We start from the raw sequence: 23,589 nt of genomic DNA on the forward strand, positions 1-23,589 counted from the left end.
TCAATGGATGCCCAAGCCCGCACAGAACAAGTCCGTAAAGCCCACGCCTTCAAAGCCTTGCATGAGCGTCCGGGAATCTTCGTTATCCCCAATCCGTGGGATGCAGGTTCCGCGAAGATGCTCGCCAGTCTGGGCTATCAGGCATTGGCGACCACCAGCGCCGGTTATGCGTTCTCCCAAGGCAAAGCCGACGGAGCCTTGAGCTTGGACGACACCCTGGCCAATGTCCGGTCGATTGTCGCGGCGACGGATTTGCCGGTGGCGGTGGATCTGGAAAATGGTTTTGCCGATGATCCGGCCGAATGCGCGAACAGTTTGCTGCGAGCGGCCGAGGCGGGCGCAGTGGGCGGTTCAATCGAGGACGCCACGGGCCGTGCAGACGCGCCGATCTATTGCTTCGAACACGCCGTGGCGCGCATCGAAGCCGCCGTCGCCGCTGTGCGTACCCTGCCATTTCCCTTCACCCTGACTGCCCGTGCGGAAAACTATCTGCACGGTAATCCCGACGTCAACGACACCATCCGCCGTTTGCAGGCCTTCGCCGAGGCCGGCGCCGACGTGCTGTATGCGCCGGGTTTACGCAGTGCCGAAGAAGTCCTTGCGGTGGTGCGCGCGGTAGCGCCGAAACCGGTCAATGTGTTGATGTCCGGCGGACTGAAACTGACTGCGCAGCAACTCGAAGAGCTGGGCGTGCGCCGGATCAGTACCGGGTCTGCTTTGGCATTGGCGGCTTACGGCGAATTCTTTCGCGCCGCTGAAGAGATCCAGCAGTCGGGCACCTTCGGCTTCACTTCGCAGTCGATGCCGTACGCCAAGGCCAACCAGTTTTTCAAAGGTTGAGCATGGGGCGTTCGTTTGCGTTGCTCGTATTGCTGATCATCGGCGGGGCTTTGATCAGTGTCTGGCGCGGTTGGCTGGACGTACCTTCCGAATGGAATCCGTGGGCGCCGCTGGATGTGAAAGCGACGCCCAACTGGCTGACCGGTTACAAGCTGATGCGCCTGCGCGGCGATCCTGAACTTTGCGCTCAGGCTCTGCGCAGCTCCGCTTTGCGCGTCACGCCGCAATCCGACAGCCCTGACGCCAAGTGCCCGTTGATTGGCGCCTTGCGCGTACAGGGCGGTGAGGTGGCGCTAAGCAGCAGCTTCCTCGCCAGTTGCCCGTTGGCGGTCGCCTACGCGATGTTCGAACGCCACACTCTGCAACCCGCCGCGCAGTCCGTTTACGGTCAGCAGGTCGCGCGTCTTGATCACCTTGGCAGCTTTGCTTGCCGCAATGTCTACAACCGCGAAAGCGGCGCGCTCAGCCGTCATGCCAGTGCCGATGCGCTGGACATCGCCGGGTTTCGTCTGGCGGACGGTCGCAGCATCAGCGTGCTCAAGGATTGGCCCAAGCAAAATCAGGACGCACAATTTCTCCGCAAGGTGCGCGATGGCGCCTGCGAGGCGTTCAGTGTGGTGTTGAGTCCGGATTACAACGCCGCCCATCGCAATCACTTTCATGTCGATATCGGGCGCTGGAGCGTGTGTCGCTGAGGATCAGGCGGCGATGCGCAGGTTCTGCAGAACGATAGGACGTGCCCAACCGTTATCGAAGTCCAGCGCTTTCTGCTGCTCGACGATTTCTTCCGGCGGGAATGGCGGGTAAGGCTTTTGCAGCAGATCCAGGTCGAATTCGGCAATCGGCAGGTAGAGCGGACGTTTCTGCGGCGCGGCGCCCGGCTCAGGAATCGGCTGACCGTTGTTGATCACGATCGGGCGAACCCAGCTGCTGTCGAAGTCTTGCTGCGATTGCTGAGCCTTGAGCTCTTCCGGCGGGAACGGTGGGAACGGCTTGTCCAGCAGCTCCGTTTCGAACTCGGCGATCGGCAGGAACAGTGGCTCTGGTGGGCGTACTTCGGTTTCCACGACATTGCATTCACGCTGCTCGAGGATGTGTGCGTGCAACTCGCTGCCGATAGTCGGTTCTTCAGTGCTGCTGAGGTCAACCGGGGGAAACGTGCCACACGCCGGCACCACTTCACTCGTCTGTTCGGCCATCGCCTGGGCAAAGAAATCCTGCCACAGGTGACTGACGCCGCTCAGTGCTTGAGTGTTTTGACGGCTGAAGTCGCCATGGGGCGAGATGTAGCCAATCGATGTGGGAAGAATGCCTGACATTTTTTTCGGTTGCCGCTCAGCTCTGGCAAAATGCGCGTTGATTGGTTTATCGGCCACTTTTTGCCGATCCTTAACTTTTTTGAGCGTGTTTTCATGATTGAGCAACCCGCGGCCTGCCGCATCCATGTCCAGGCCCTCGGCCCGACGTTTGAAGCGCAAGCCGAGCAGTGGGCCGAACGCCTGGGCCTGCCACTGCAGGTAGCCGACGGCGAGTTCGCCTTGCAGGTCGGCGAGCAGGGTTTGCAGCTGCAACAGCTAGGGCCTGATGCGCCGGGGCCGGTGCGGGTGGACTTCGTCGAGGGTGGCGCGGCGCATCGTCGTTTATACGGCGGTGGCAGCGGGCAGATGATCGCCAAGGCTGTCGGCATCGCCCAAGGCGTGCGCCCGCGAGTGCTGGATGCCACGGCGGGGTTGGGCAAGGATGCCTTCGTGCTGGCGAGTCTGGGCTGCGAGATGAGCCTGATCGAGCGTCAGCCACTGATCGGCGCATTGTTGGAGGATGGTCTGGCGCGGGCGGGGGAAGATTTCGACGTGGCGCCGATCGTGGCGCGGATGAAATTGCTCAAGGGCAACTCCATCGAAGTCATGCGCAACTGGGAAGGTGAGCCGCCGCAGGTGATCTACCTCGACCCGATGTTTCCCCATCGTGAGAAAACCGCGTTGGTGAAGAAGGAAATGCGCCTGTTTCGACCGCTGGTGGGCGATGATCCGGATGCGCCGGCCTTGCTTGAAGCGGCGTTGGCGCTGGCGACACACCGTGTGGTGGTCAAGCGGCCGCGCAAGGCGCCGTGCATTGAGGGGCCGAAGCCGAGTCATGCGCTGGATGGCAAGTCCAGCCGATACGATATTTACCCGAAGAAAGCGCTCAAGCCGTAAGACTGAGTTGCCTCATTCGCGAGCCTGCTCGCGATGATGTCAGCCCAAACACTACAGAATCAGGGCCGATACGCCCGCATAAACAACCCCACCACTTCCTGCACATGGCTTTCTGAAGCCTCTTCACTCAAAGGCTCGCCACAGCCATACAACAAGCGAAAATTCCCCGCGCCCTTGATCAGGCAGAAGAAATGCTCGGCCGCATTGCGTGGTTGGTCGATGCTCAGCACCCCGTTCTCGTGGATGCGCGTCAGCAGCCGCTCCATCCCCTGCACCATGCGCTGCGGACCTGCCTCGAAGAAGATCAGCGACAGCTTAGGGTCCTGGCTGCCCAGCGCCATGATCAGGCGGTGCAGATTCACCGATTCATCGCTGTTGATCAGGTGATGAAAGCCCCGGGCAATGTTCAGCAACACATTTTCCACGGCAATCCCTTCGGGCAATTCGAAGAACAGCGGCGGTAATTGTTCCTCGCATTTGGCCACCACGGCGGCGGAGAACAGTGTCTCCTTGTCGTTGAAATGGCTGTAGACCGTCAGCTTTGACACGCCAGCCTCAGCGGCCACCGCGTCCATGCTGGTGTTGGCATAGCCATGACTCAGAAACAGAATTTTCGCCGCGTCGAGGATCGCTTGGCGCTTGGCCAGATCCTTGGGGCGGCCCGGGCCGTTTGGAGCTGAAAGATTGTTCGACATTCTTCGCTTTTATTACTGGACTGGTGAGTTTGCTATTAATAACATACCGGCCAGTATAATTATTCCAAGCACCATTAGCGAAAGGTCCGTCATCATGTTCCGCCATGCACTGCACCTCACGTGGCCATTTGCATTGCCAGTCACTCTGGCTTTTTTATTGTCTGCGTGTGGCCAGGAAACGGCGGTGCAAGTCACCGTACGACCGGCCATGGTGGTGCAGCCAGAGCCTTCGGCACAGGCAATGGAAAGTTATCCGGGTGAAGTTCGCGCGCGTTATGAGCCTGATCTGGCGTTCCGCATCGGCGGCAAAGTCAGCCGACGACTGGTCGATGAAGGCCAGCGGGTGAAGGCTGATCAGCCACTCGCCGAACTCGATCCGCAAGACGTGCGCCTGCAACTGGAAGCCACTCGCGCGCAAGTCGCCGCTGCCGAAGCCAATCTCAATCTGGTGCGTGCCGAGCGCGACCGCTACAAGACCCTCATGGATCGTCAGATGGTCAGTCGCTCGGCCTATGACAATGCCGAAAACCTCTTTCGCTCCGGCGAAGCACGCCTCAAGCAGATCAAAGCCGAATTCAACGTATCGACCAACCAGGCCAGTTACGCCGTGTTGCGTGCGCCCCAGGACGGTGTGGTAGCCAAGCGTTCGGTGGAAGTCGGGCAAGTGGTGGCCGCCGGACAAACCGTGTTCACCCTCGCCACCGATGGCGAACGCGAAGTGCTGATCAGCCTGCCGGAGCAGAGCTTCGGCCGCTTCAAGGTGGGTCAGCCGGTGACCGTCGAACTCTGGACTCAGCAGAACCAGCGCTTCGCCGGACAGATTCGCGAGCTGTCGCCGGCGGCCGATCCGAAATCCCGTACCTTCGCCGCACGGATTTCATTCACCAGCGGCAAAGTCCCGGCCGAGCTCGGCCAGAGCGCCCGGGTGTTCGTGCAGTCCGCCGATGTCGTGTCGCTGTCGGTGCCGCTTTCGGCGCTGACCGCGGAAAATGGCGCTACTTACGTCTGGGTCGTCAACGCCAACAACACTCTGAAAAAGACCCCCGTGCGCGTCGGCCCGTTTGGCGAGAAAACCGTACCGGTGCTTGAGGGCTTGAACGCCAGTGATTGGGTCGTCGCCGCTGGCGTGCATGTGCTGCTCGAAGGTCAGCAGGTGCGTCCGGTGGATCGCTCCAACCGTGTGGTCAATCTGGCGGACAAGGAGTAAGTCCCGATGCGCTTCAACCTTTCCGAATGGGCGCTGCGTAATCGCCAGATCGTATTGTTCCTGATGCTTTTGCTGGCCATCGTCGGTGCGCTGTCCTACACCAAACTTGGCCAAAGCGAAGACCCGCCGTTTACCTTCAAGGCCATGGTGATCCAGACCCGCTGGCCGGGCGCGACGGCGGAGGAAGTTTCGCGTCAGGTCACCGAGCGCATCGAAAAGAAACTGATGGAAACCGGCGAGTACGAACGCATCGTTTCGTTCTCTCGTCCCGGCGAATCCCAAGTCACGTTTATCGCCCGCGATTCGATGCACTCCAACCAGATCCCCGATCTCTGGTATCAGGTGCGCAAGAAGGTCAGCGACATCCGCCAGACCCTGCCGCCGGGGATTCAGGGGCCGTTTTTCAACGATGAATTCGGCACTACTTTCGGCAATATCTACGCGCTGACCGGCGACGGTTTTGACTACGCCGTGCTCAAGGATTATGCCGACCGCATCCAGATCCAGCTGCAACGGGTCAAGGATGTCGGCAAGGTCGATCTGCTTGGGTTGCAGGACGAGAAGATCTGGGTCGAGCTGTCCAACGTTAAACTCGCCACCCTCGGCTTGCCGCTGGCGGCAGTGCAGCAGGCGCTGGAAGAACAGAACGCGGTGTCTACAGCAGGGTTCTTTGAGACTGGCAGTGAGCGTTTGCAGTTACGGGTCTCGGGGAATTTTCAGACGGTCGATGAGATAAAGAACTTCCCGATCCGGGTCGGCGATCGTACGTTCCGCATCTCCGATGTCGCCGATGTGCGGCGCGGTTTCAACGATCCGCCGGCGCCGCGCATGCGCTTCATGGCTGAAGACGCGATTGGTCTGGCAGTAGCCATGAAGGACGGCGGCGACATTCTCGTGCTCGGCAAGGCATTGGAAGGCGAATTCTCGCGCCTCCAGAAAAACCTCCCGGCCGGCATGCAGTTACGCAAGGTTTCTGACCAACCGGCAGCGGTGAAAACCGGCGTGGGCGAGTTCGTCCAGGTATTGGTCGAAGCGCTGGCGATTGTGTTGCTGGTGAGCTTCTTTTCTCTCGGCGTGCGCACCGGCATGGTGGTGGCGCTGAGCATTCCGCTGGTGCTGGCGATGACCTTCGCCTGCATGTATTACTTCGGCATCGGTCTGCACAAAATTTCCCTCGGCGCGCTGGTGCTTGCGTTGGGCTTGCTGGTGGACGACGCGATCATCGCCGTGGAAATGATGGCGATCAAAATGGAGCAGGGCTTCGACCGCATCAAGGCCGCGAGCTACGCCTGGACCAGTACCGCGTTCCCGATGCTCACCGGTACGCTGATCACTGCCGCCGGTTTCCTGCCGATTGCCACGGCGCAATCCGGCACGGGCGAATACACCCGTTCGATCTTTCAGGTGGTGACCATCGCGCTGCTCGCCTCATGGGTGGCGGCGGTGATGTTCGTGCCCTATCTGGGGGAAAAACTGCTGCCGGATCTGGCGAAAATTCACGCGGCCAAACACGGCACGGGTGATGGTCAGCCGGACCCGTATGCCACACCGTTCTATCAGCGGGTACGTCGTTTGGTGGAGTGGTGTGTGGTTCACCGCAAAACCGTAATCGTGCTGACCGTGGGGCTGTTTATCGCGTCGGTGATGCTGTTCCGCTTCGTGCCACAGCAGTTTTTCCCGGCCTCCAATCGGCTGGAGCTGATGGTCGATCTGAAACTGGCTGAAGGCGCTTCGCTGGCGAACACCACCGGTGAGGTCAAACGCCTGGAAGCGATGCTCAAGGATCACGCCGGCATTGATAACTACGTGGCGTATGTCGGCACCGGTTCGCCGCGTTTCTACCTGCCGCTGGATCAGCAGTTGCCAGCGGCGAGCTTTGCCCAGTTTGTGGTGTTGGCGAAGAACATCGAGGAGCGTGAAACGCTGCGCACCTGGTTGATCTCCACGCTGAACGAGCAGTTCCCGGCGCTGCGTTCGCGGGTGACGCGTTTGGAAAACGGCCCGCCGGTTGGCTATCCGGTGCAGTTCCGCGTTACCGGTGAGCACATTGAAGAAGTCCGCGCTCTGGCGCGCAAGGTCGCGGCCAAGGTTCGCGAGAATCCGCATGTGGTCAATGTGCATCTGGACTGGGAAGAGCCGAGCAAGGTTGTGTACTTGAACATCGATCAGGATCGCGCCCGGGCACTGGGGGTGAGCACTGCCAATCTGGCGAAATTCCTGCAGAGTTCGTTGACCGGGTCGAGTGTCAGTCAGTATCGCGAAGATAACGAGTTGATCGAGATCCTGCTTCGCGGCACGGTGCATGAACGTACAGAATTGTCTTTGTTGCCGAGTCTGGCGGTGCCGACGGATAACGGTCGCAGTGTGGCGCTGTCGCAGGTCGCCACGTTGGAATATGGCTTTGAGGAAGGCGTCATCTGGCATCGTAATCGGCTGCCGAACGTGACGGTGCGTGCCGACATTTATGGCAAGGAGCAGCCGGCGACGCTGGTGAAGCAGATCATGCCGACGCTGGATTCGATTCGCGCTGAATTGCCGCACGGGTATCTGCTGGATGTTGGTGGGACGGTGGAGGATTCGGAGCGTGGGCAGAAGTCGGTGAATGCCGGGGTGCCGATGTTCATTGTTGTGGTGCTGACGTTGCTGATGGTGCAGTTGCGCAGTTTTTCGCGGACGGCGATGGTGTTTTTGACGGCGCCGTTGGGGTTGATCGGGGTTGTGCTGTTTTTGATGGTGTTCCGGCAGCCGTTCGGGTTTGTGGCGATGCTGGGGACGATCGCGCTTTCCGGGATGATCATGCGTAATTCGGTGATTCTGGTGGATCAGATTGAGCAGGATATTGCCTCTGGGCTCAGGCCTTGGCAGGCGATTATCGAGGCGACGGTGCGGCGCTTTCGGCCGATTGTGTTGACGGCTTTGGCGGCGGTTCTGGCGATGATTCCTTTGTCGCGCAGTGTGTTTTTTGGGCCGATGGCGGTGGCGATAATGGGGGGGTTGATTGTGGCTACGGCGTTGACGCTTTTGTTTTTGCCGGCGTTGTATGCGGCCTGGTTCCGGGTGCGTCGGGAGGGTTGAGCCTTGGCGGCCTTTGGGCCGACCATGCTCTTGGGTTTTGGGTGTATATCCGTTTCTTTGGGCGCTGCGACTGGTGGTTTCGCTCTTACAGCGAGTCACCTTTTCCAAACGCCGAAAAGGTAACCCAAAAGGCTTTGCCCTGACGTTCGGCCCTCGCTGTGGCTCGGGTCCCTTCGTTACGGGATTGATCCGGGGGCATCGCCTCCGGTTTGCTGCGCTGCACCTCCTCTCGATGTGTTTGGCTTCGCCAAACGGTCGCTGCGCTCCCACCCCCCGGATCAATCCCTCCACTCAGCCTGCCGACGGGCTTCCAGATCAAGATCAAGAGCTGCAGCCGAGCTAACGCTCATCCTGTTGAGTGGTGAAGGGCGACGCGGGGCGCGGGCTGTTTTTGCTTTTGCTTTTCTGTGGGAGCGAGCCTGCTCGCGATGGCGGCCTGACAGCCGACCAAGCCCTGAACTGGAGATACTCGATCCAAATGTGGGAGCGAGCCTGCTGGCAATGACGATCTGAAAAGCTTAGTTGTTTAACGGTGTGACGAAAATTCAGAACCTTCCCACATGTTTTTCAGATTGTCCGTCGGACGTGCGATCTCTAGCCTAAGGCTGTCGCTGCAAAAATCAGCGACCGGGTTTCGCAGCCCGGTTAAACTTCAGACGCACAGCGTCCACCATCCGAAAACGGGCGTTTTTTTATGTCTGTGTCATGGCGGCTGTGCGCGGGATACCTTCGGGTATGCCGGGTGCCTGAAGTCCCGGTCTGCGAACCTGCGTACAGCTGCCACCTAACATTCGTTTCGCAGCGAACGGTGGCGGCTCCACTACTTCAGGAGATTTCGCCATGTTCAAACCCACGCCAAACCCGCCCAAACTCGTCAATCATCCCAGCACAATCTTCACCGTCCTCCCCGAAGTCGACTCCGAAACATTACTCGCTAACGCCTGTGAAACGCTGGCCTCAGCCAACATCATGGCCACGGAGCTGGCGTTCACCCTGAGTGGCCCGACGTGTAATCATCTTCTGGGTATTCAGCAGATGATTTCCCTCGCAGAACTGTCGGTGAACCGCGTCCTTGATCAAGTCGATCCGCAAACCTGACGCCTACAAAAAAGCCCGCTGAACGTATGAAGTTCAGCGGGCTTTTTGTTGTTCAGAACATTACAAGGTCCCGAACACCTTCTTCGCCAGACTCGTCGCCGCAGCGGCCGGGTTCTGGCGGATGGTTTCTTCCTGTTTGCCGATCATTTCGAACAGGCCATTGAGCGCTTGCTCGGTGACGTAGTTTTCGACGTTCGCGCTCTTCGCATCTACTACGCCGAACGTTGCGGCCTGGCCGGCAAAGGCGTTGTACTTTTGCGCCACGCCGACCTTGTCGGTGGCTTGTTTGACGATCGGCAGGAACTTGGCGCGGATCTGTTCGCGGCTGGATTTGTCCAGGTATTGGGTGGCCGAGTCGTTTCCGCCGCTGAGGATGCCTTTGGCGTCGGCCACGCTCATTTTCTTCACAGCGTCGACGAGGATTGGCTGGGCCTGGGTCACGGCGCTTTCCGCAGCCTTGTTCATGGCGGTTTCCAGTTCTTCGACCTGGGCGCCCATGCCGAAGGCTTTCATCTTGCTGGCGGCTTTGCCGAGTTTGCCCGGCAGTTCGATTTTTACCTCCGGGTTATTGCTGAAACCGCCAGGCGTGCCGAGTTGTTTGACGGCGATTTGCGCGCCTTGGGTCAGGGCATCCTTGAGGCCGCCGGTGGCGTCCTGTTGCGACAGGTCGCTGAGCGACAGTGCCATGGCGCTGGCGGAGATCATCAGGCCCGCGCACAGGCCGGCGAAGCGAAGGGTAGGGCGGAGCATGGCAGCTTCCTTGTTCTAGAAAATGAATTAACGAGCGGCGTCGACGCGGATCTTCAGCGGCTGCGGGTCGTTGCCGTCGAGTTGCACGGCGTGGTTTTCGGTGGTGATGAACATCAACTCACCGTTGACTTCGATGCGTGCGCTGACCGAGTAGCGGTGGCCGGGTTTGACCTGGGCCGGATCGTAGCTCAAGTGAAACGGCAGCGGCACCTGGCCTTTGACCGGGCCTTTCTGTTGGTCGAGTACGACGGCTGGCGCGTCGGCCAGTGAAACGTCTTGCAGGGTCACGCTCAAGGTGGCGCTCGGTGGCAGGGCAATGCGTTGCAGGTAGAACACTTCGCCGTCGAGGCCGACCTTGCCGGCGGGTGTGGTCGATTGGCAGGCGCTGAGCAGCGTCGCGGCAGCGAGAATGGTCAGTTTTTTCATGGGAAATCTCCTTTCAATGTGGGAGTGAGCAGGCTCACTCCCACAGGTTGTTCATCAAGCTTCGGGCGGTGTGGCGACCTGATCGGCCGCATCTTCACTGCGGTGCAGCGCCACCTGACGGATCGACAAACGAATCTCCGCCGGCAACACGCGTTTCGCCGCGCCTTCGGCCAGTTCGCCGAGCAGCTCGTGGTAGCTCAGCTTGCCGGCTTCGTCGCGGCGCAGCACGTCGAGGTCGAGCAGGGTCTGGATGAAGTGGCGGAACAGGCTCTTGTCGAAAAACTCCGGGGCGTTGAGGCCATGCAGGATCGACAGGCGCTGGGCCATGACGGTGCAGAGGTCTTCCAGTTCTTCGGCGCTGACGGTGTTCTGGCCGGCGTTGAGCAGCAGCGACACGGTCATGTAGAAGCGTTGCAGGGTCTGCGCAATGCTCTTCGACAGCAGGGTCAGCAACACGAAATGCCGAGAACTCGGTGCCGGGCGCAGGTACACCTCTTTTTCGAAACGCAGCAGGCCCTGTTCGACAAATGCTTCCAGCCACTGATCGACCACGGCATCGAGTTCGTCCAGGCTCCAGCGGATGAACAGCTCCGACTGCAAGTACGGGTACAACGCGCGGGTGTAGCGCAGGATTTGGTCGCGGCTCATGCGCGAGGTGCTCTGGAAGAAACTCGCCAGCAGCGCCGGCAGGGCGAAGATGTGCAGCACGTTGTTGCGGTAGTAAGTCATCAGGACGGCATTTTGCTCGTCCAGATAGAGAATCTTGCCCAGTGCGTCGTTCTGCTCGGCCAGTAGATCCATGTCCTTCACATGCTCGATCAGCGCGCGGCCATCGCCTTCCGGCAATGTCGTGTGTGGCGAGTACGGCACCTTGCGCAGCAGCGCCAGATACAGGTCCAGCACCCGCGCCATGGCGCGATCGTCCAGCGCCAGGCGAGTGGTCGACAGCAGCGCCAGCGCCACCAGATTGACCGGGTTGATCGCCGCCGCTTCGTTCAGATGCTGCGCGACTTTCTCGCCGAGGCGATTGGTGGTTTCGTTGAGCCACGCCGGTTTGTACTGCGGGCCGAGTTCCTGCTGGCGCCAGTCCGGTTGCTCGGCGTCGAGGAATTCCGCCAGTTTGATCGGCTCGCCGAAGTTGACGGCGACCTGCCCGAAGCGCTGCTTCAGCGCACCGATGACTTTGAAAATATCGAAGATCGACTCTTTCTTCTTGCTGGCGCCACGCAGTTCGCCGAGGTAGGTACGGCCCTCCAGCACGCGCTCGTAACCGATGTACACCGGCACGAACACGATAGGCATGCGCGACGAACGCAGGAAGCTGCGCATCGTGATTGCGAGCATCCCGGTTTTCGGTTGCAGCATGCGCCCGGTACGCGAGCGGCCGCCCTCGACGAAGTATTCGACCGGGAAACCTTTGGTGAACAGGGTGTGCAGGTATTCGTTGAACACCGAGGTGTACAGCGGATTGCCCTTGAACGTGCGGCGCATGAAGAACGCACCGCCACGGCGCAGCAGGCTGCCGATTACCGGCATGTTGAGGTTGATCCCGGCAGCGATGTGCGGCGGGGTCAGGCCGTTGCGGAACAGCAAGTATGAGAGCAGCAGGTAGTCGATGTGGCTGCGGTGGCACGGCACGTAGATCACTTCGTGACCCTGGGCGACCTTTTGCACACCTTCGATGTGGTTGACCTTGATGCCGTCGTAGATCTTGTTCCAGAACCAGCTCAGCACCACTTCAAGGAAGCGGATCGCGGTGTAGGTGTAGTCCGAGGCGATCTCGTTGCCGTAGCGCAGGGCCTGGGCCTTGGCTTTTTCCGGGGAGATGTTTTCGCGCTCGGCTTCGTCGAGGATCGCTTGCTTGACCAGTGGCTGGTTGAGCAGGCCTTTGACCAGGTTGCGGCGGTGGGAAATGTCCGGGCCGATCACCGCCGCTTTGAGGTTGCGGAAGTGTACTCGCAGGATCCGCTGGGCCATACGCACGGTGCGTTCATGGCCCTTGTTGTGTTCGATCAGCTCGCGCAGGTGGATCGGCGCGGAGAACTGCACACGAGTCTTGCGCCCGAGAATCATGATGCTCAGCAGCCGGCGCAGACGCCCGGTGACCGCCCAGCTGTCGGCGAACAGCAGCTTCCACGGACTGTTTTCGCTGTCCGGTGACTGACCCCAGAACACACTGACTGGAATGATCTGCGCGTCTTCGGCGGCGTTCTGCGTGAGGGCGCTGACCAAACGGGTCAGGGTTGGCGGGGCACCGCGCTTGTCCTGACGGCCGAGCCAGTCCGGGTCCGGCGTCAGATAGAAGAACGCGGCAGGCTCAATCAACGAACCCACCGACACCGGCAGCACCGGGCGCGGCAGACCGGCCTTGGTGCACTCGGTATCGAGCACGGCCAGATCGGTCAGCGATGGGTTTTGCAGGACGTAGAACACCGGACGACTGCGGTCGAGGTTGAGGGTAAACGACGACTGGTTGATCGTCTCCGAGCGAACCCAGAGGTACAACAGTCGGCGCAAGGTGCCAAACACAAGACGGCGAAACGGGGAGCGGGTCATACGGCTTCTGCGTGAGTTGATAAAACCGAGCGTTTGCTCGGGTGGGCGCTAGTGTGACGGATTCATCGAAAATCGGCAAAAAAGCGGCGAAGTAAACTCCGGTTGAGAGTTTTCGTGCCTGTCATATACTCGGCGCTCTGTCGCCGGGGCCCGTTTATGGACGTCGGACGCAGGCTGACGTTCCTCAAAGGCTTTCCTGCGAAAAGCCTGTTCAATAATAAAAAAGGAGTATGAACAGATGGCAACACGTGAAACCGGCAACGTGAAGTGGTTCAACGACGCCAAGGGCTACGGCTTCATTCAGCGCGAAGACGGGGTGGACGTGTTCGTGCACTACCGCGCGATTCGCGGCGAAGGGCATCGGTCGCTGACCGAAGGCCAGCAGGTCGAGTATGCGGTGGTGACAGGTGACAAGGGTTTGCAGGCTGAGGATGTTGTAGGCCTGTAAATCCAGGATCAAAAGATCGCAGCCTTCTGCAGCTACTACAAAAGCTGCCGCAGGCTGCGATCTTTTTTTGGGTGTGAAATTTCATCCAACGCTGCGCTGTATGAATAAACACCCTGTCAGATCTGACAGTAGACAGCTTTTGTTCTCACGGCTACTTTCGCGAAAACGTGCCCTGGAGCCCGTATTTTCAGGGCTCTACCTACGCGAGAGGAAAGCGGTCATGTGGAAGGGTATTTCGATTTTGCTGGTCTTGGGGCTTTTCGGGTGCTCAGGTCAGACGACCTCCGAAAATGCTTCTCCGGAACCGCTCGCTCGCGCAATGACAGGCCTGGCATTGCCACAACAAGAACCAGGTATTTCGGCGGCGCAGCCATCGATATTCAAAGTGGTCGACGCGCCGGGAGGCGAGTTGAATGTCGATACCCTCGGCACAGAGGCCACTGTTCAGGTGAATTATCCGAGTCAGGCGCCTAGGGACACCGTCGGTGTGCGCCTGACCGGTGTGGCGTTGCGTGATGCGCCGATCCAGACCGTGTCCACCGTAGGCACGCTGACCTTCAAGTTGCCCAAAGCCTGGATCAGCGAAAACAAGGGGCGTACGGTCAACCTGACTTACACCTACAAGGTCGGCGGTGTCGGAAATCTGATTACCTCGTCCCCACTGAGCATCCGCGTGGTCAGCGCGCAGGGCCCGAGTGTGTTCAAGGTGGTCGAAGCCCCGACGGGCGAGTTGAATGCCGATACGCTCGGTACCGAAGCCAACGTACAGGTCAGTTATCCGAGCCTGGCAGCGAAGGACACCGTCGGTGTGCGCCTGACCGGTGTGGCGTTGCGTGATGCGCCAATTCAGACCGTGTCCACCGTGGGCACGCTGACCTTCAAGTTGCCCAAAGCCTGGATCAGCGAAAACAAGGGGCGTATGGTCAACCTCACTTACACCTACAAGGTGGGTGGTGTCGGAAATCTGATTACCTCGTCCCCACTGAGCATCCGCGTGGTCAGCGCGCAGGGCCAGAGTGTGTTCAAGGTGGTCGAAGCCCCGACGGGCGAGTTGAATGCCGATACGCTCGGTACCGAAGCCAACGTACAGGTCAGTTATCCGAGCCTGGCAGCGAAGGACACCGTCGGTGTGCGCCTGACCGGTGTGGCGTTGCGTGATGCGCCAATTCAGACCGTGTCCACCGTGGGCACGCTGACCTTCAAGTTGCCCAAAGCCTGGATCAGCGAAAACAAGGGGCGTACGGTCAACCTCACTTACACCTACAAGGTGGGTGGAGCGGGCAGTCTGATTACATCGTCATCGCTGCCCGTGCGGGTAATCGGTACGGTGCCGGAAGGCGATGGGCAGCGCGTTGCCAATGATCTTAATGCACAGTACGCCGATACGCGGCCAAATTGCGGCAGTGCTTCTCTACCTGCGGCGTTGTGTTCAGGTGTCATATTGCGGGCGACGATCAATGGCACCGGCTATCGCGCCTGGAACCCCAGTCCGCTTTCGCAGCAGAACGGTGGCGTTTCATTTTTTTACTTGCGTAAAGATGCGCGCTTCAAAGGATTTCCCGCCAGCTATCCAAACACCAGTGGTTTCATTTTTTTTCCATCTCAGCAACGCCCGGCGGGGAGCGTGGAAGTTCAGGTTCTATGCATTTTTCCCATAGACGGAGGCAGTGACATAAGGGCTGATCAGGGCTGTGGCGTATCCCGTAACTATCCAACGGTCAGTCGCTCATGCGAACAGCAGGGAATTACCACTGCTGCAGGATGGCTCAACCATTACAACCAGGGGCCCGCAGGATGGAAATACCAGCGTCAGTGTGGGTTCAATGTCCGATCCAGTCAGGGAACGCTTGCAGCCAATACGTTTTATCAGGGAATACTGGCCATGAATTTAATGGGGGCCGAGTCTTTCAACTCGTGGAATGAAATCCGTCTGGCGACATGGCCACAGAACATCCATACGACCATTCCGATCAAGGCGTTCTTTTATACGAGTAACGGTTTGGCGGATGCCCGATTCAACCAGCAGGACTTTTACAAGTATTCCAGCAAGGCAGTGCCGATCATCAAAGTGACATTGCCCAGAACGACTGCAGAGTCAGCCCGGTTCGAATTCAACAAGGGTGATCAGGTCGTGGGTAGTTGGAACTGAGGAGAGGAGCAATGATTCGAGGTTCAGAGCTATGAACTTCAGGATCAAAAGATCTCAGCCTGCGGCAGCTCCTACAGGTGTATACATCACCCTGTAGGCACTGCCCGAGGCTGCGGTCTTTTTTGAGTGAGAATGCCCTGAAAGCATTACTGTACGAATAATCAATCTGTCAGTTATGACAGTCTGCGGCTTTTTTTCAGGCCTGCCGTCGCGGAACAAGACCCCTGTGAATCAGAGTTTTCAGGGCTCTGTCCGTTCGAGGGGATTGAAATCAGGCGGTCTTCCAGGTGATCTCTTCTTCACCATCGGCGCTGATGCGCATCCAGCGATCCGCCGTTTCCTCGCCTTCTTCCTCGACCCACGTCCCCGGCGCACAACGCACTTCGACGTTCAGCGCAGCAAACGCGGCGCGGGCGCAGGCGATGTCGTCATCCCATGGGGTCGCATCGCTTTCCAGGTACAGGCTGTTCCACTTGCCCACGGCTTTCGGCAGCCAGGTCACCGGGACTTTGCCTGCCATGCACTTGTAGGTTTGGCCTTTCTGCACCCAGTCGCTGCACGGGCCCAGCGCTTCGCCCAGCCAGGCCGAAATGGCCTTGTGGTCGACGTCGGCGTCTTTCAGGTAAATCTCGATATCCGGTTGGCGCATGGATGTCCTCACTGCGGGTCTGAAAAATCCATTCGCGGATTTAGCCGGCCCCGGGCATTTGCCCGAGACCAAAAGTTATTGAAGAACGAAATAATCGTAGCGCATCGACACGGTGGTCTCGAACGGCTCGGCCTGTTCGATCACCGCCGCGCGACGCTCGGCGCTGGCACGCCAGCCGTGGGGCGTCATCGCCAGCAGGTTGGCGCGATCCTCGGGCTTGTCCAGCGTCAGTTTGAACTCAAGCGTCTCACTGTGCGCCAGCGCCATGCCTTCCGGCACCAGGGCCAGATGCTTGTCGTCGGTGTACTCACGGACTTCGTCGTATAGACGTTCGCGCAACTCCATCAGATGGCCACTGGTCGGGCCGACTTTCATCAGCCCGCCGCCTACGCTGAGCAGACGCTTGGCTTCTTCCCAATCCAATGGACTGAAAACACTGGCCAGGAACTGGCAACTGCCCGACGCCAACGGCACGCGGGCCATGCTGGCGATCAACCAGGTCAGTTGCGGATTGCGTTTGCAGGCGCGTTTGACCGCTTCACGGGAGATGTCCAGCGCGTAGCCATCGGCATCCGGCAGGGCCTCGGCGATCTGCGCGGTGTAGTAACCCTCGCCACAGCCGATATCGACCCAGCGCGCCGGCGCGTAACTCGCTGCCAGCTCCGCCAGACGCTTGGCCACCGGCGCGTAATGCCCAGCGTTCAGGAAGTCGCGGCGGGCCTCGACCATTGCCTGATTGTCGCCAGGATCGCGGCTGTTCTTGTGCTGCACCGGCAACAGATTCAAGTAACCCTGACGCGCACGGTCGAAACGATGCCCGGCGGGGCAGACCACGCCGTTGTCCACCGCATTCAGCGGCTCACTGCAAATCGGGCACGCAAGCATCAGGCAAGCAACTTGATCAGAGTCTGGTAGTAGATCTCGGTCAGTACGTCGAGATCGGCCGCCAGTACGCGCTCGTTGACCTGGTGAATGGTCGCGTTGACCGGGCCCAGTTCAACCACCTGAGTGCCCATGGTCGCGATGAAGCGGCCATCGGAAGTGCCACCGCTGGTAGACGCCTTGGTCTCGCGGCCGGTGATGTCCTTGATGCTCGCCGACACCGCGTCAAGCAGTGCGCCCGGCTCGGTGAGGAATGGCAGGCCGGACAGCGCCCAGTCGATGTGCCAGTCCAGGTCATGTTTGTCGAGGATGTCGGCAACGCGTTTCTGCAGGCCTTCAACGGTGGATTCGGTGGAGAAACGGAAGTTGAACACGGCCACCAGGTCGCCCGGAATCACGTTGGTCGCGCCGGTGCCGGAGTTGACATTGGAAATCTGGAAACTGGTCGGCGGGAAGAAGTCGTTGCCGTGATCCCAGTGCTCGGCGGCCAATTCGGCCAGCGCCGGAGCGGCCAGGTGGATCGGGTTCTTCGCCAGATGCGGGTAGGCCACGTGGCCCTGAATACCCTTGATGGTTAGCTTGGCACCAAGCGAGCCGCGACGGCCGTTTTTGACCACGTCACCCACCAGCGTGGTGCTCGACGGTTCGCCGACGATGCACCAGTCCAGACGCTCGTTACGCGCGACCAGACGTTCAACCACTGCCTTGGTGCCGTGGTGCGCCGGGCCTTCTTCGTCGCTGGTGATCAGAAACGCGACTTTGCCTTTGTGGTTCGGGTAGTCGGCGACGAAGCGCTCGGCGGCGACAGTCATCGACGCCAGGCTGCCTTTCATGTCTGCCGCGCCACGGCCGCAGAGCATGCCGTGTTCATCAATGATGGCGTTGAACGGGTCGATCTGCCATGCAGTCACCGGGCCGGTCGGCACTACGTCGGTGTGACCGGCGAAGCACAGCACCGGGCCGTCGTTGTTGCCATGGATGGCCCAGAAGTTATCCACATCCTCGATGCGCATCGGCTCCAGGGTGAAACCGGCATCACCCAGGCGCTGCATCATCTGCTTCTGGCAATCGGCGTCGACCGGCGTCACGGACGGACGGCGGATCAGGTCGATGGCGAGTTGGAGGGTCGGCGAAAGGTCGGCGTGGGCCGTCATGGAGAACTCCGGAATCTGGGGGCAAGGCGCGCAAAATGGCGGTTATCTTAAAGCAAAACGGCGACCATTGGCCGCCGTTTAGTGCATCGATGAGGATTTAGACGGCCGGTGCTGGCTCAGGTGCCGCCGAAGGTTTTGGCAGCGACGACAGGAACGCCATGATCAATGCCGCCAGGTACGGCAACGATTGCACCAGCAACATGACCACCCAGAAGCGCATGTCGTTGCTTGGAATACCCTGCACCAGGTAGATCCCCAGCGCCGCGCCCCACAACAGCAGCATGATGAACAGCTCTTCCCGCGCTTCGGAAATCGCCACCCAGAAACCGTGGTTGTCGGCGTTTTTCGGCGTGCGGAAGAACGGAATGCTGCTGGTGAAGAAGCCGTACAACACCGCTTTGGCGATGGTGTGCGACAACGCCAGACCCGCCAGTGCCGCGCAGAATGCATCTTTCAGGTTCACGCCCACCGCGCGGCGATACAGGAAGATGATCTTGCCGACCTTGAACACGAACAGCGCCAATGGCGGGATCGCGAAGATCAACAGTGGCGGATCGACCCGTTGCGGCACGATGATCATCGCCGCCGACCACAACAGTGCGCCGACGGTGAAGAAGATGTTCATGCCGTCCGCCACCCACGGCAACCAGCCCGCGAGGAAGTGGTAACGCTGGCCACGGGTCAGTTCGGTGTCCTTGCCGCGCAGCAGGCTGCCGGTGTGACGCTTGATGATCTGGATTGCGCCGTAAGCCCAGCGAAAACGCTGCTTCTTGAAGTCGATGAACGTATCCGGCATCAGACCCTTGCCGTAACTGTCGTGGTAATACGCCGCCGACAGGCCTTTTTCGAATACGCGCAGACCCAGTTCGGCGTCTTCACAGATGCACCAGTCGGCCCAGCCCAGTTCTTCGAGCACCGAACGACGGGTCATGGTCATGGTGCCGTGCTGGATGATCGCGTCGCGGTCGTTACGGGTGACCATGCCGATATGGAAGAAGCCTTTGTACTCGGCGTAACAGAGCTTCTTGAAGGTGCTTTCGTTCTGGTCGCGGTAATCCTGCGGCGACTGCACCACGGCAATTTTCGGGTCGGCGAAGTGCGGCACCATGTGCTTGAGCCAGTTCGGATGCACGCAGTAATCGGAGTCGATCACCGCGATCACTTCGGCATCCTTGGCAGTGTGCGGAAGCAGATAATTCAACGCGCCGCCCTTGAAACCTGCCAATGGCGCGACGTGGAAGAACTTGAAGCGCGGGCCGAGGATTTCGCAGTAGTCTCGCACCGGTTCCCACACCGCCGGGTCCTTGGTGTTGTTGTCGATGATCAGGACTTCGTAGTCCGGGTAATCGAGGGCGGCCAGGGCGTCGAGGGTCTGTTTGACCATTTCCGGCGGCTCGTTGTAGCAAGGCACGTGGATCGACACTTTTGGCCGGTAGCTGGAGTCGCCCTCCACGGGCAGGAATTCCCGTCGGCGTTTGTGAATCCACACCGCTTCGGCCAGTTCATGGGCCTCGGTGAGCAACACGATAAATACCCCGAGCGCACCCAGCGCCAGGAGGAAGCCCACTGTCAGGCTAAACCACGTGCTGTATTGCAGGCTGTAGTCGTAACCGATCCATACCAGCACCGACCCGCAAAGGAAGGCGATAAAGGTCAGGAAGATCCGGCCACGCTGGCGCAGGGCCGAACCGTCGATCATCAGCAAGGTCAGCGACAACAGCGCCAGTACCACCGAGCCAACCGCCAGCACACGCCATTGCGGGATCGCCACCACCGGGCCTTCGAAGTTGAATTTCTGCTGACGCGCGGCGTTGAACACGCCCCAATACGCGCCAACCGAACCTTCGTCACTGGCTTTCCACGGCTGGTCGAACGCTTCGATCACGAAGTAGTTGAAGCCCTGGCGGTTGAGCTTGTTGACCAAAGTTCGCAGGTAGATCGCCTGATCCGCCGGCGACGCATCGGCGCCGCCGCGCATTCGGCCGTTGCTCGGCCAGCCCACCTCGGACAGCAGCAGCGGTTTTTTCGGGAACATCTTTTTCAGGTCGCGGGCGCGGTCGAAAACGAACTGGCCGGCCTTGTCGACCGGGACGAATTCCCAGTACGGCAGAACGTGAGCGGCGATCAGATCGACGTGCTTGGCCAGCTCCGGGTGTTCTTCCCAGACGTGCCATTGCTCGGAGGTGGTCACCGGTACTTTGACGGCTGCGCGTACGCGATCAAGCAGCACGCTCAGTTGCTCGGCAGTGATTTCCTTACGGAAGATCGCTTCGTTGCCGACTACCACGCGAACCACGCTGCGCGAGGTGTTCGCCAGTTCGATGGCGCGAGTGATTTCCCGCTCGTTGCGCTCCTGATCGGGGCTGATCCAGATCCCCAAGGTCACGCGCAAACCAAATTCTTCCGCCAGTTTCGGGATGTCTTGCAGCGAGCCATCGACCGAGTAGATGCGGATGTTGTCCGTCAGCTTGCTCATGATCTCCAGGTCACGGCGCATTTCTTCGTCGGAAGGGTACTGATCCTTCTGCGGGAATTGGCCCTGCTGGAACGGCGAGTAGGAGAAACCGGAGATCTGCTCCGGCCAGTTGGGCGCGGAGACCGGGCGATTGATCAGCGCCCAGAAGCCGGTGAACAGGGCGGCGATTGCCAGAACCACCACCAGGTTGAGACCAAATTTACGCGATGACATAGCTGTTTCGGGTTCCAAAGGCTGTGGAACGGAGGATCGGTAGGCTATACGCCAATGGGGCGCGCATCCTACACCGGTAGTTCGCAAGTCGTACAACAGACAGGGAATTGCCTGACATTGGGCAATCCGCTTTGACTTAAGTTCTTACACTTGTAGATCGAAGGTTAAAACTTGTCGCTGCGTAGCCCTATAATGCGCGCCGGTTTTTGGGGTAATGGTCATGAGTACAGAAGATCCGCGGTTTGCAGGCATCGCCCGTTTGTATGGCATCGAAGGCATGGAGCGCTTGCGCGCGGCCCATGTGGCGATCGTCGGCGTCGGTGGCGTCGGCTCCTGGGCGGCGGAAGCCATCGCCCGTTGCGGCGTCGGCGAAATATCCCTGTTCGATCTGGATGACGTTTGCGTGAGCAACGCCAACCGCCAGTTGCACGCGCTGGACAGCACCGTCGGCAAACCGAAGGTCGAGGTGATGGCCGAGCGACTGCGCGGGATCAACCCGGACTGCACCGTCCATGCGGTGGCGGATTTCGTCACTCGCGACACCATGGCCGAATACATCACGCCGAACATCGACTGCGTGATTGACTGCATCGACGCCGTCAACGCCAAGGCTGCGCTGATCGCGTGGTGCAAACGCCGCAAGATCCAGATCATCACGACTGGCGGTGCGGGCGGGCAGATTGATCCGACGCTGATTCAGGTCTGCGATCTGAACCGCACGTTCAACGACCCGTTGGCTTCGAAAGTGCGATCCACGCTGCGTCGTGACTACGGTTTCTCGCGCACCGTGACCCGTCACTACAGCGTGCCGTGTGTGTTTTCCACGGAACAACTTCGCTACCCGAAACCGGATGGCAGCATCTGTTTGCAGAAGAGTTTTGTCGGTGATGGCGTGAAACTGGACTGCGCGGGCGGGTTTGGTGCGGTGATGATGGTGACGGCGACGTTCGGCATGGTCGCGGCGACCAAGGCTGTGGATAAGATTGTGGCTGGGGTTCGGCGGCCGGCGGATCGAGTCAAACCTCAGGTTTGATGCCGGGGCTGATGGCCTCATCGCTGGCAAGCCAGCGCCCACAGGTATTTGGTAGGTTCACTGCATTTGTGAACACCATAGAACCTTGTGCGAGCTGGCTTGCCAGCGATGGCGATTAACTCGCCAACTCATTCATCCGCTGGAGCACCGCATTGAGGCCATTGCTGCGCGACGGCGACAACTGCCGCGAAAGCCCCAGCTGGCTGAACCAGTCCGGCAAATCCACCTGCTGCAATTCAGTCGCCGACAACCCGTTGACCCGCAACAACAGCAATGCCACCAACCCGCGAATCATCCGCGCATCACTGCTGGCGCTGAATTGCCAGTGGCCGTCCTGCAACTCGCCCAGCAACCACACTTGGCTTTCACAGCCATGCACCCGGTTGGCATCGCATTTATCCGCGTCGCTCAGCGGCGGCAGACGATCACCGAACTGCATCAGCAATCGCGCCCGCTGTTCCCAGCCGGCAGCATTCTGAAAGGTTTGCAGCGCCTCGGCGGCGTCAGTCGGCAGGCTCATCGCAACAACTCCAGCGCCTGATCCAGCGCTTCGAAAAAACGCTCCAGATCCTCGGAATCGTTGTACAGCGCCAGCGACACCCGAATCGCCCCGGCCAGCTCGAAGCTTTTCAGCAACGGCATGGCGCAGTGGTGCCCGGCGCGCACGGCGATGCCTTGCTCGGTCAGCAGATGCGCCAGATCGGCGTTGTGCACGCCCTCGACGACAAAACTGGCCAGGGCCAGTTGCGGCTTGCCCAGTAGACGAATGCCATTGCGGGCAGCGAGGCCGCGCAGCAGATAGTCGTGCAGCGCCGCTTCATGAGCGGACACGGCTTCCTGATCCAGCCCGGCAAGATAATCGAGGGTCGCACCGAGGCCGATCACGCTGGCAATCGGCGGCGTGCCGGCTTCAAAACCCAGCGGGGCAGGGCGGAAGCGCGAATCGTGATAGTTGGCTTCCAGCACCATTTCACCGCCGAACTGCCACGGTTTCAGCTGTTCCAGCGCTTTATTGCGCCCGAACAGAACACCGAGGCCATCGGGGCCGTACAGCTTGTGGCTGGAAAACACATAAAAGTCACAACCAAGCGCCTGCACGTCATGTCGACCGTGCACCACACCTTGGGCGCCGTCGACCACGGTCAGCGCGTTCTGCGCCTTGGCCATGCCCAGCAGCGCCGGCAACGGTTGCCACGCACCCAGCACGTTGGACAACTGACTGACCGCCAGCAAGCGGGTGCGCGGGCCGATCAGGTGCACGGCGGCAGCGAGGTCGATTACGCCATCGTCATCCAGCGGCAGGATCACCAGTTTCAGATCGCGACGTTGTGCCAGTTGCTGCCACGGCAGCAGGTTGGCGTGATGCTCCAGGGCGCTGATGACAATTTCATCGCCCGGATGGAAGAGGTGCTCCAGGCCATACGCCAGGAGATTCAGCGCACTGGTGGCGCCGTGGGTAAAGATGATTTGCCCGCTGTCACCGGCATTCAGCCACTGGGCCACCTTGAGCCGACTGTCTTCGAACGCCTGTGTCGCGTGGGCACCGGGAAGATGCTGCGCGCGATGCACATTGGCCGCGCCGTTGGCGTAGTAATGCGCCAGCGCGTCGAGCAAGGCCTGAGGTTTTTGCGTGGTGGCGGCGTTGTCCAGATAGGTCTGGTCTTGCCGTTGCAGGGCGGCGATGGCCGGGAAATCGGCACGCCAGGGGGAGGGAATCATCACGGTTCATAGCCCTGGTGAAGA

General features: G+C 59.9%; 20 protein-coding genes. 9 read left to right on the forward strand and 11 right to left on the reverse strand.

Features of this window, described 5'->3' with window-relative positions:
* The first annotated feature begins 3 nt into the window (after positions 1 to 3).
* A complete protein-coding gene (locus tag ACA043_RS05455; RefSeq protein ID WP_497658752.1) occupies positions 4 to 840 on the forward strand; it encodes an isocitrate lyase/PEP mutase family protein in 837 nt (278 codons plus the stop codon).
* A 2-nt stretch (positions 841 to 842) separates the two neighbouring features.
* Positions 843 to 1,535, forward strand: coding sequence for an extensin-like domain-containing protein (locus ACA043_RS05460; RefSeq protein ID WP_497658753.1), 693 nt, complete (start codon positions 843 to 845; stop codon positions 1,533 to 1,535).
* Between the two features lie 3 nt (positions 1,536 to 1,538).
* Here ACA043_RS05460 and ACA043_RS05465 read toward each other — a convergent pair whose 3' ends face one another.
* The gene (locus ACA043_RS05465; protein WP_187680885.1) at positions 1,539 to 2,159 is read right to left on the reverse strand and encodes an energy transducer TonB; all 621 of its coding nucleotides are present in this window, start codon (positions 2,157 to 2,159) and stop codon (positions 1,539 to 1,541) included.
* Positions 2,160 to 2,252: 93 nt separating this feature from the next.
* Between ACA043_RS05465 and ACA043_RS05470 the strand changes: the two genes are divergently transcribed.
* Positions 2,253 to 3,035, forward strand: coding sequence for a class I SAM-dependent methyltransferase (locus ACA043_RS05470; protein WP_222944280.1), 783 nt, complete (start codon positions 2,253 to 2,255; stop codon positions 3,033 to 3,035).
* 59 nt (positions 3,036 to 3,094) lie between these two features.
* Here ACA043_RS05470 and ACA043_RS05475 read toward each other — a convergent pair whose 3' ends face one another.
* On the reverse strand, positions 3,095 to 3,730 hold the full coding sequence (locus ACA043_RS05475) for a TetR/AcrR family transcriptional regulator (protein ID WP_497616646.1): 636 nt from the start codon (positions 3,728 to 3,730) through the stop codon (positions 3,095 to 3,097).
* 94 nt (positions 3,731 to 3,824) lie between these two features.
* On the opposite strand from ACA043_RS05475, the gene ACA043_RS05480 reads away from it, so the two are divergent.
* The 3 genes from ACA043_RS05480 to ACA043_RS05490 all read left to right on the forward strand — a co-directional run bounded on the left by ACA043_RS05480 (position 3,825) and on the right by ACA043_RS05490 (position 9,110).
* Positions 3,825 to 4,937: an efflux RND transporter periplasmic adaptor subunit gene (locus ACA043_RS05480; protein WP_187680868.1), complete on the forward strand. Its 1,113-nt coding sequence runs from the start codon at positions 3,825 to 3,827 to the stop codon at positions 4,935 to 4,937.
* Positions 4,938 to 4,943: 6 nt separating this feature from the next.
* On the forward strand, positions 4,944 to 8,012 hold the full coding sequence (locus tag ACA043_RS05485) for an efflux RND transporter permease subunit (RefSeq protein WP_497658754.1): 3,069 nt from the start codon (positions 4,944 to 4,946) through the stop codon (positions 8,010 to 8,012).
* An 840-nt stretch (positions 8,013 to 8,852) separates the two neighbouring features.
* Positions 8,853 to 9,110 carry a DUF6124 family protein gene (locus ACA043_RS05490; RefSeq protein WP_401270633.1) on the forward strand — a complete coding sequence of 86 codons (258 nt, stop codon included), beginning with the start codon at positions 8,853 to 8,855 and terminating at the stop codon, positions 9,108 to 9,110.
* Between the two features lie 60 nt (positions 9,111 to 9,170).
* Here ACA043_RS05490 and ACA043_RS05495 read toward each other — a convergent pair whose 3' ends face one another.
* Genes ACA043_RS05495 through plsB form a run of 3 tightly spaced genes read right to left on the reverse strand, consistent with a single transcriptional unit; the run spans position 9,171 to position 12,842 of the window.
* On the reverse strand, positions 9,171 to 9,860 hold the full coding sequence (locus ACA043_RS05495) for a DUF4197 domain-containing protein (RefSeq protein ID WP_401270635.1): 690 nt from the start codon (positions 9,858 to 9,860) through the stop codon (positions 9,171 to 9,173).
* Between the two features lie 27 nt (positions 9,861 to 9,887).
* Entirely contained in the window at positions 9,888 to 10,286 is a 399-nt protein-coding gene (locus tag ACA043_RS05500) for a YbaY family lipoprotein (RefSeq protein ID WP_497616650.1), read from the reverse strand.
* 54 nt (positions 10,287 to 10,340) lie between these two features.
* Positions 10,341 to 12,842, reverse strand: coding sequence for a glycerol-3-phosphate 1-O-acyltransferase PlsB (plsB, locus tag ACA043_RS05505; protein WP_497658755.1), 2,502 nt, complete (start codon positions 12,840 to 12,842; stop codon positions 10,341 to 10,343).
* A gap of 238 nt (positions 12,843 to 13,080) precedes the next feature.
* Here plsB and ACA043_RS05510 point away from each other — a divergent pair, with 238 nt between their 5' ends.
* Both ACA043_RS05510 and ACA043_RS05515 read left to right on the forward strand, forming a co-directional pair.
* The gene (locus ACA043_RS05510) at positions 13,081 to 13,290 is read left to right on the forward strand and encodes a cold-shock protein (protein WP_095189383.1); all 210 of its coding nucleotides are present in this window, start codon (positions 13,081 to 13,083) and stop codon (positions 13,288 to 13,290) included.
* 334 nt (positions 13,291 to 13,624) lie between these two features.
* Positions 13,625 to 15,439: a hypothetical protein gene (locus ACA043_RS05515; protein ID WP_497658756.1), complete on the forward strand. Its 1,815-nt coding sequence runs from the start codon at positions 13,625 to 13,627 to the stop codon at positions 15,437 to 15,439.
* Between the two features lie 271 nt (positions 15,440 to 15,710).
* On the opposite strand, the gene ACA043_RS05520 is transcribed toward ACA043_RS05515, so the two are convergent.
* From ACA043_RS05520 to ACA043_RS05535, 4 genes are all read right to left on the reverse strand, one after another.
* A complete protein-coding gene (locus ACA043_RS05520; RefSeq protein ID WP_497616654.1) occupies positions 15,711 to 16,088 on the reverse strand; it encodes a hypothetical protein in 378 nt (125 codons plus the stop codon).
* A gap of 75 nt (positions 16,089 to 16,163) precedes the next feature.
* Positions 16,164 to 16,973, reverse strand: coding sequence for a putative RNA methyltransferase (locus tag ACA043_RS05525; protein ID WP_100847319.1), 810 nt, complete (start codon positions 16,971 to 16,973; stop codon positions 16,164 to 16,166).
* Positions 16,973 to 18,124, reverse strand: a complete 1,152-nt coding sequence (dapE, locus tag ACA043_RS05530; protein WP_187680859.1) for a succinyl-diaminopimelate desuccinylase — start codon at positions 18,122 to 18,124, stop codon at positions 16,973 to 16,975. Before dapE ends, ACA043_RS05525 begins: the two co-directional genes overlap by 1 nt.
* 97 nt (positions 18,125 to 18,221) lie before the next feature.
* A complete protein-coding gene (locus ACA043_RS05535) occupies positions 18,222 to 20,813 on the reverse strand; it encodes a glycosyltransferase (RefSeq protein ID WP_401270650.1) in 2,592 nt (863 codons plus the stop codon).
* A gap of 214 nt (positions 20,814 to 21,027) precedes the next feature.
* Here ACA043_RS05535 and tcdA point away from each other — a divergent pair, with 214 nt between their 5' ends.
* Complete coding sequence (tcdA, locus tag ACA043_RS05540; RefSeq protein WP_187680857.1) at positions 21,028 to 21,846, forward strand: tRNA cyclic N6-threonylcarbamoyladenosine(37) synthase TcdA; 819 nt, start codon at positions 21,028 to 21,030, stop codon at positions 21,844 to 21,846.
* 115 nt (positions 21,847 to 21,961) lie between these two features.
* Here tcdA and ACA043_RS05545 read toward each other — a convergent pair whose 3' ends face one another.
* Together ACA043_RS05545 and ACA043_RS05550 are read right to left on the reverse strand one after the other, a co-directional pair.
* Positions 21,962 to 22,366 (reverse strand): SufE family protein, encoded by a 405-nt coding sequence (locus tag ACA043_RS05545; RefSeq protein WP_187680856.1) that lies wholly within the window; start codon positions 22,364 to 22,366, stop codon positions 21,962 to 21,964.
* Positions 22,363 to 23,568: an aminotransferase class V-fold PLP-dependent enzyme gene (locus ACA043_RS05550; RefSeq protein WP_401270655.1), complete on the reverse strand. Its 1,206-nt coding sequence runs from the start codon at positions 23,566 to 23,568 to the stop codon at positions 22,363 to 22,365. The genes ACA043_RS05545 and ACA043_RS05550 overlap by 4 nt, the downstream gene beginning before the upstream one ends.
* Positions 23,569 to 23,589 lie beyond the last annotated feature (21 nt).

This window comes from Pseudomonas sp. LBUM1648 (genome assembly GCF_059716145.1).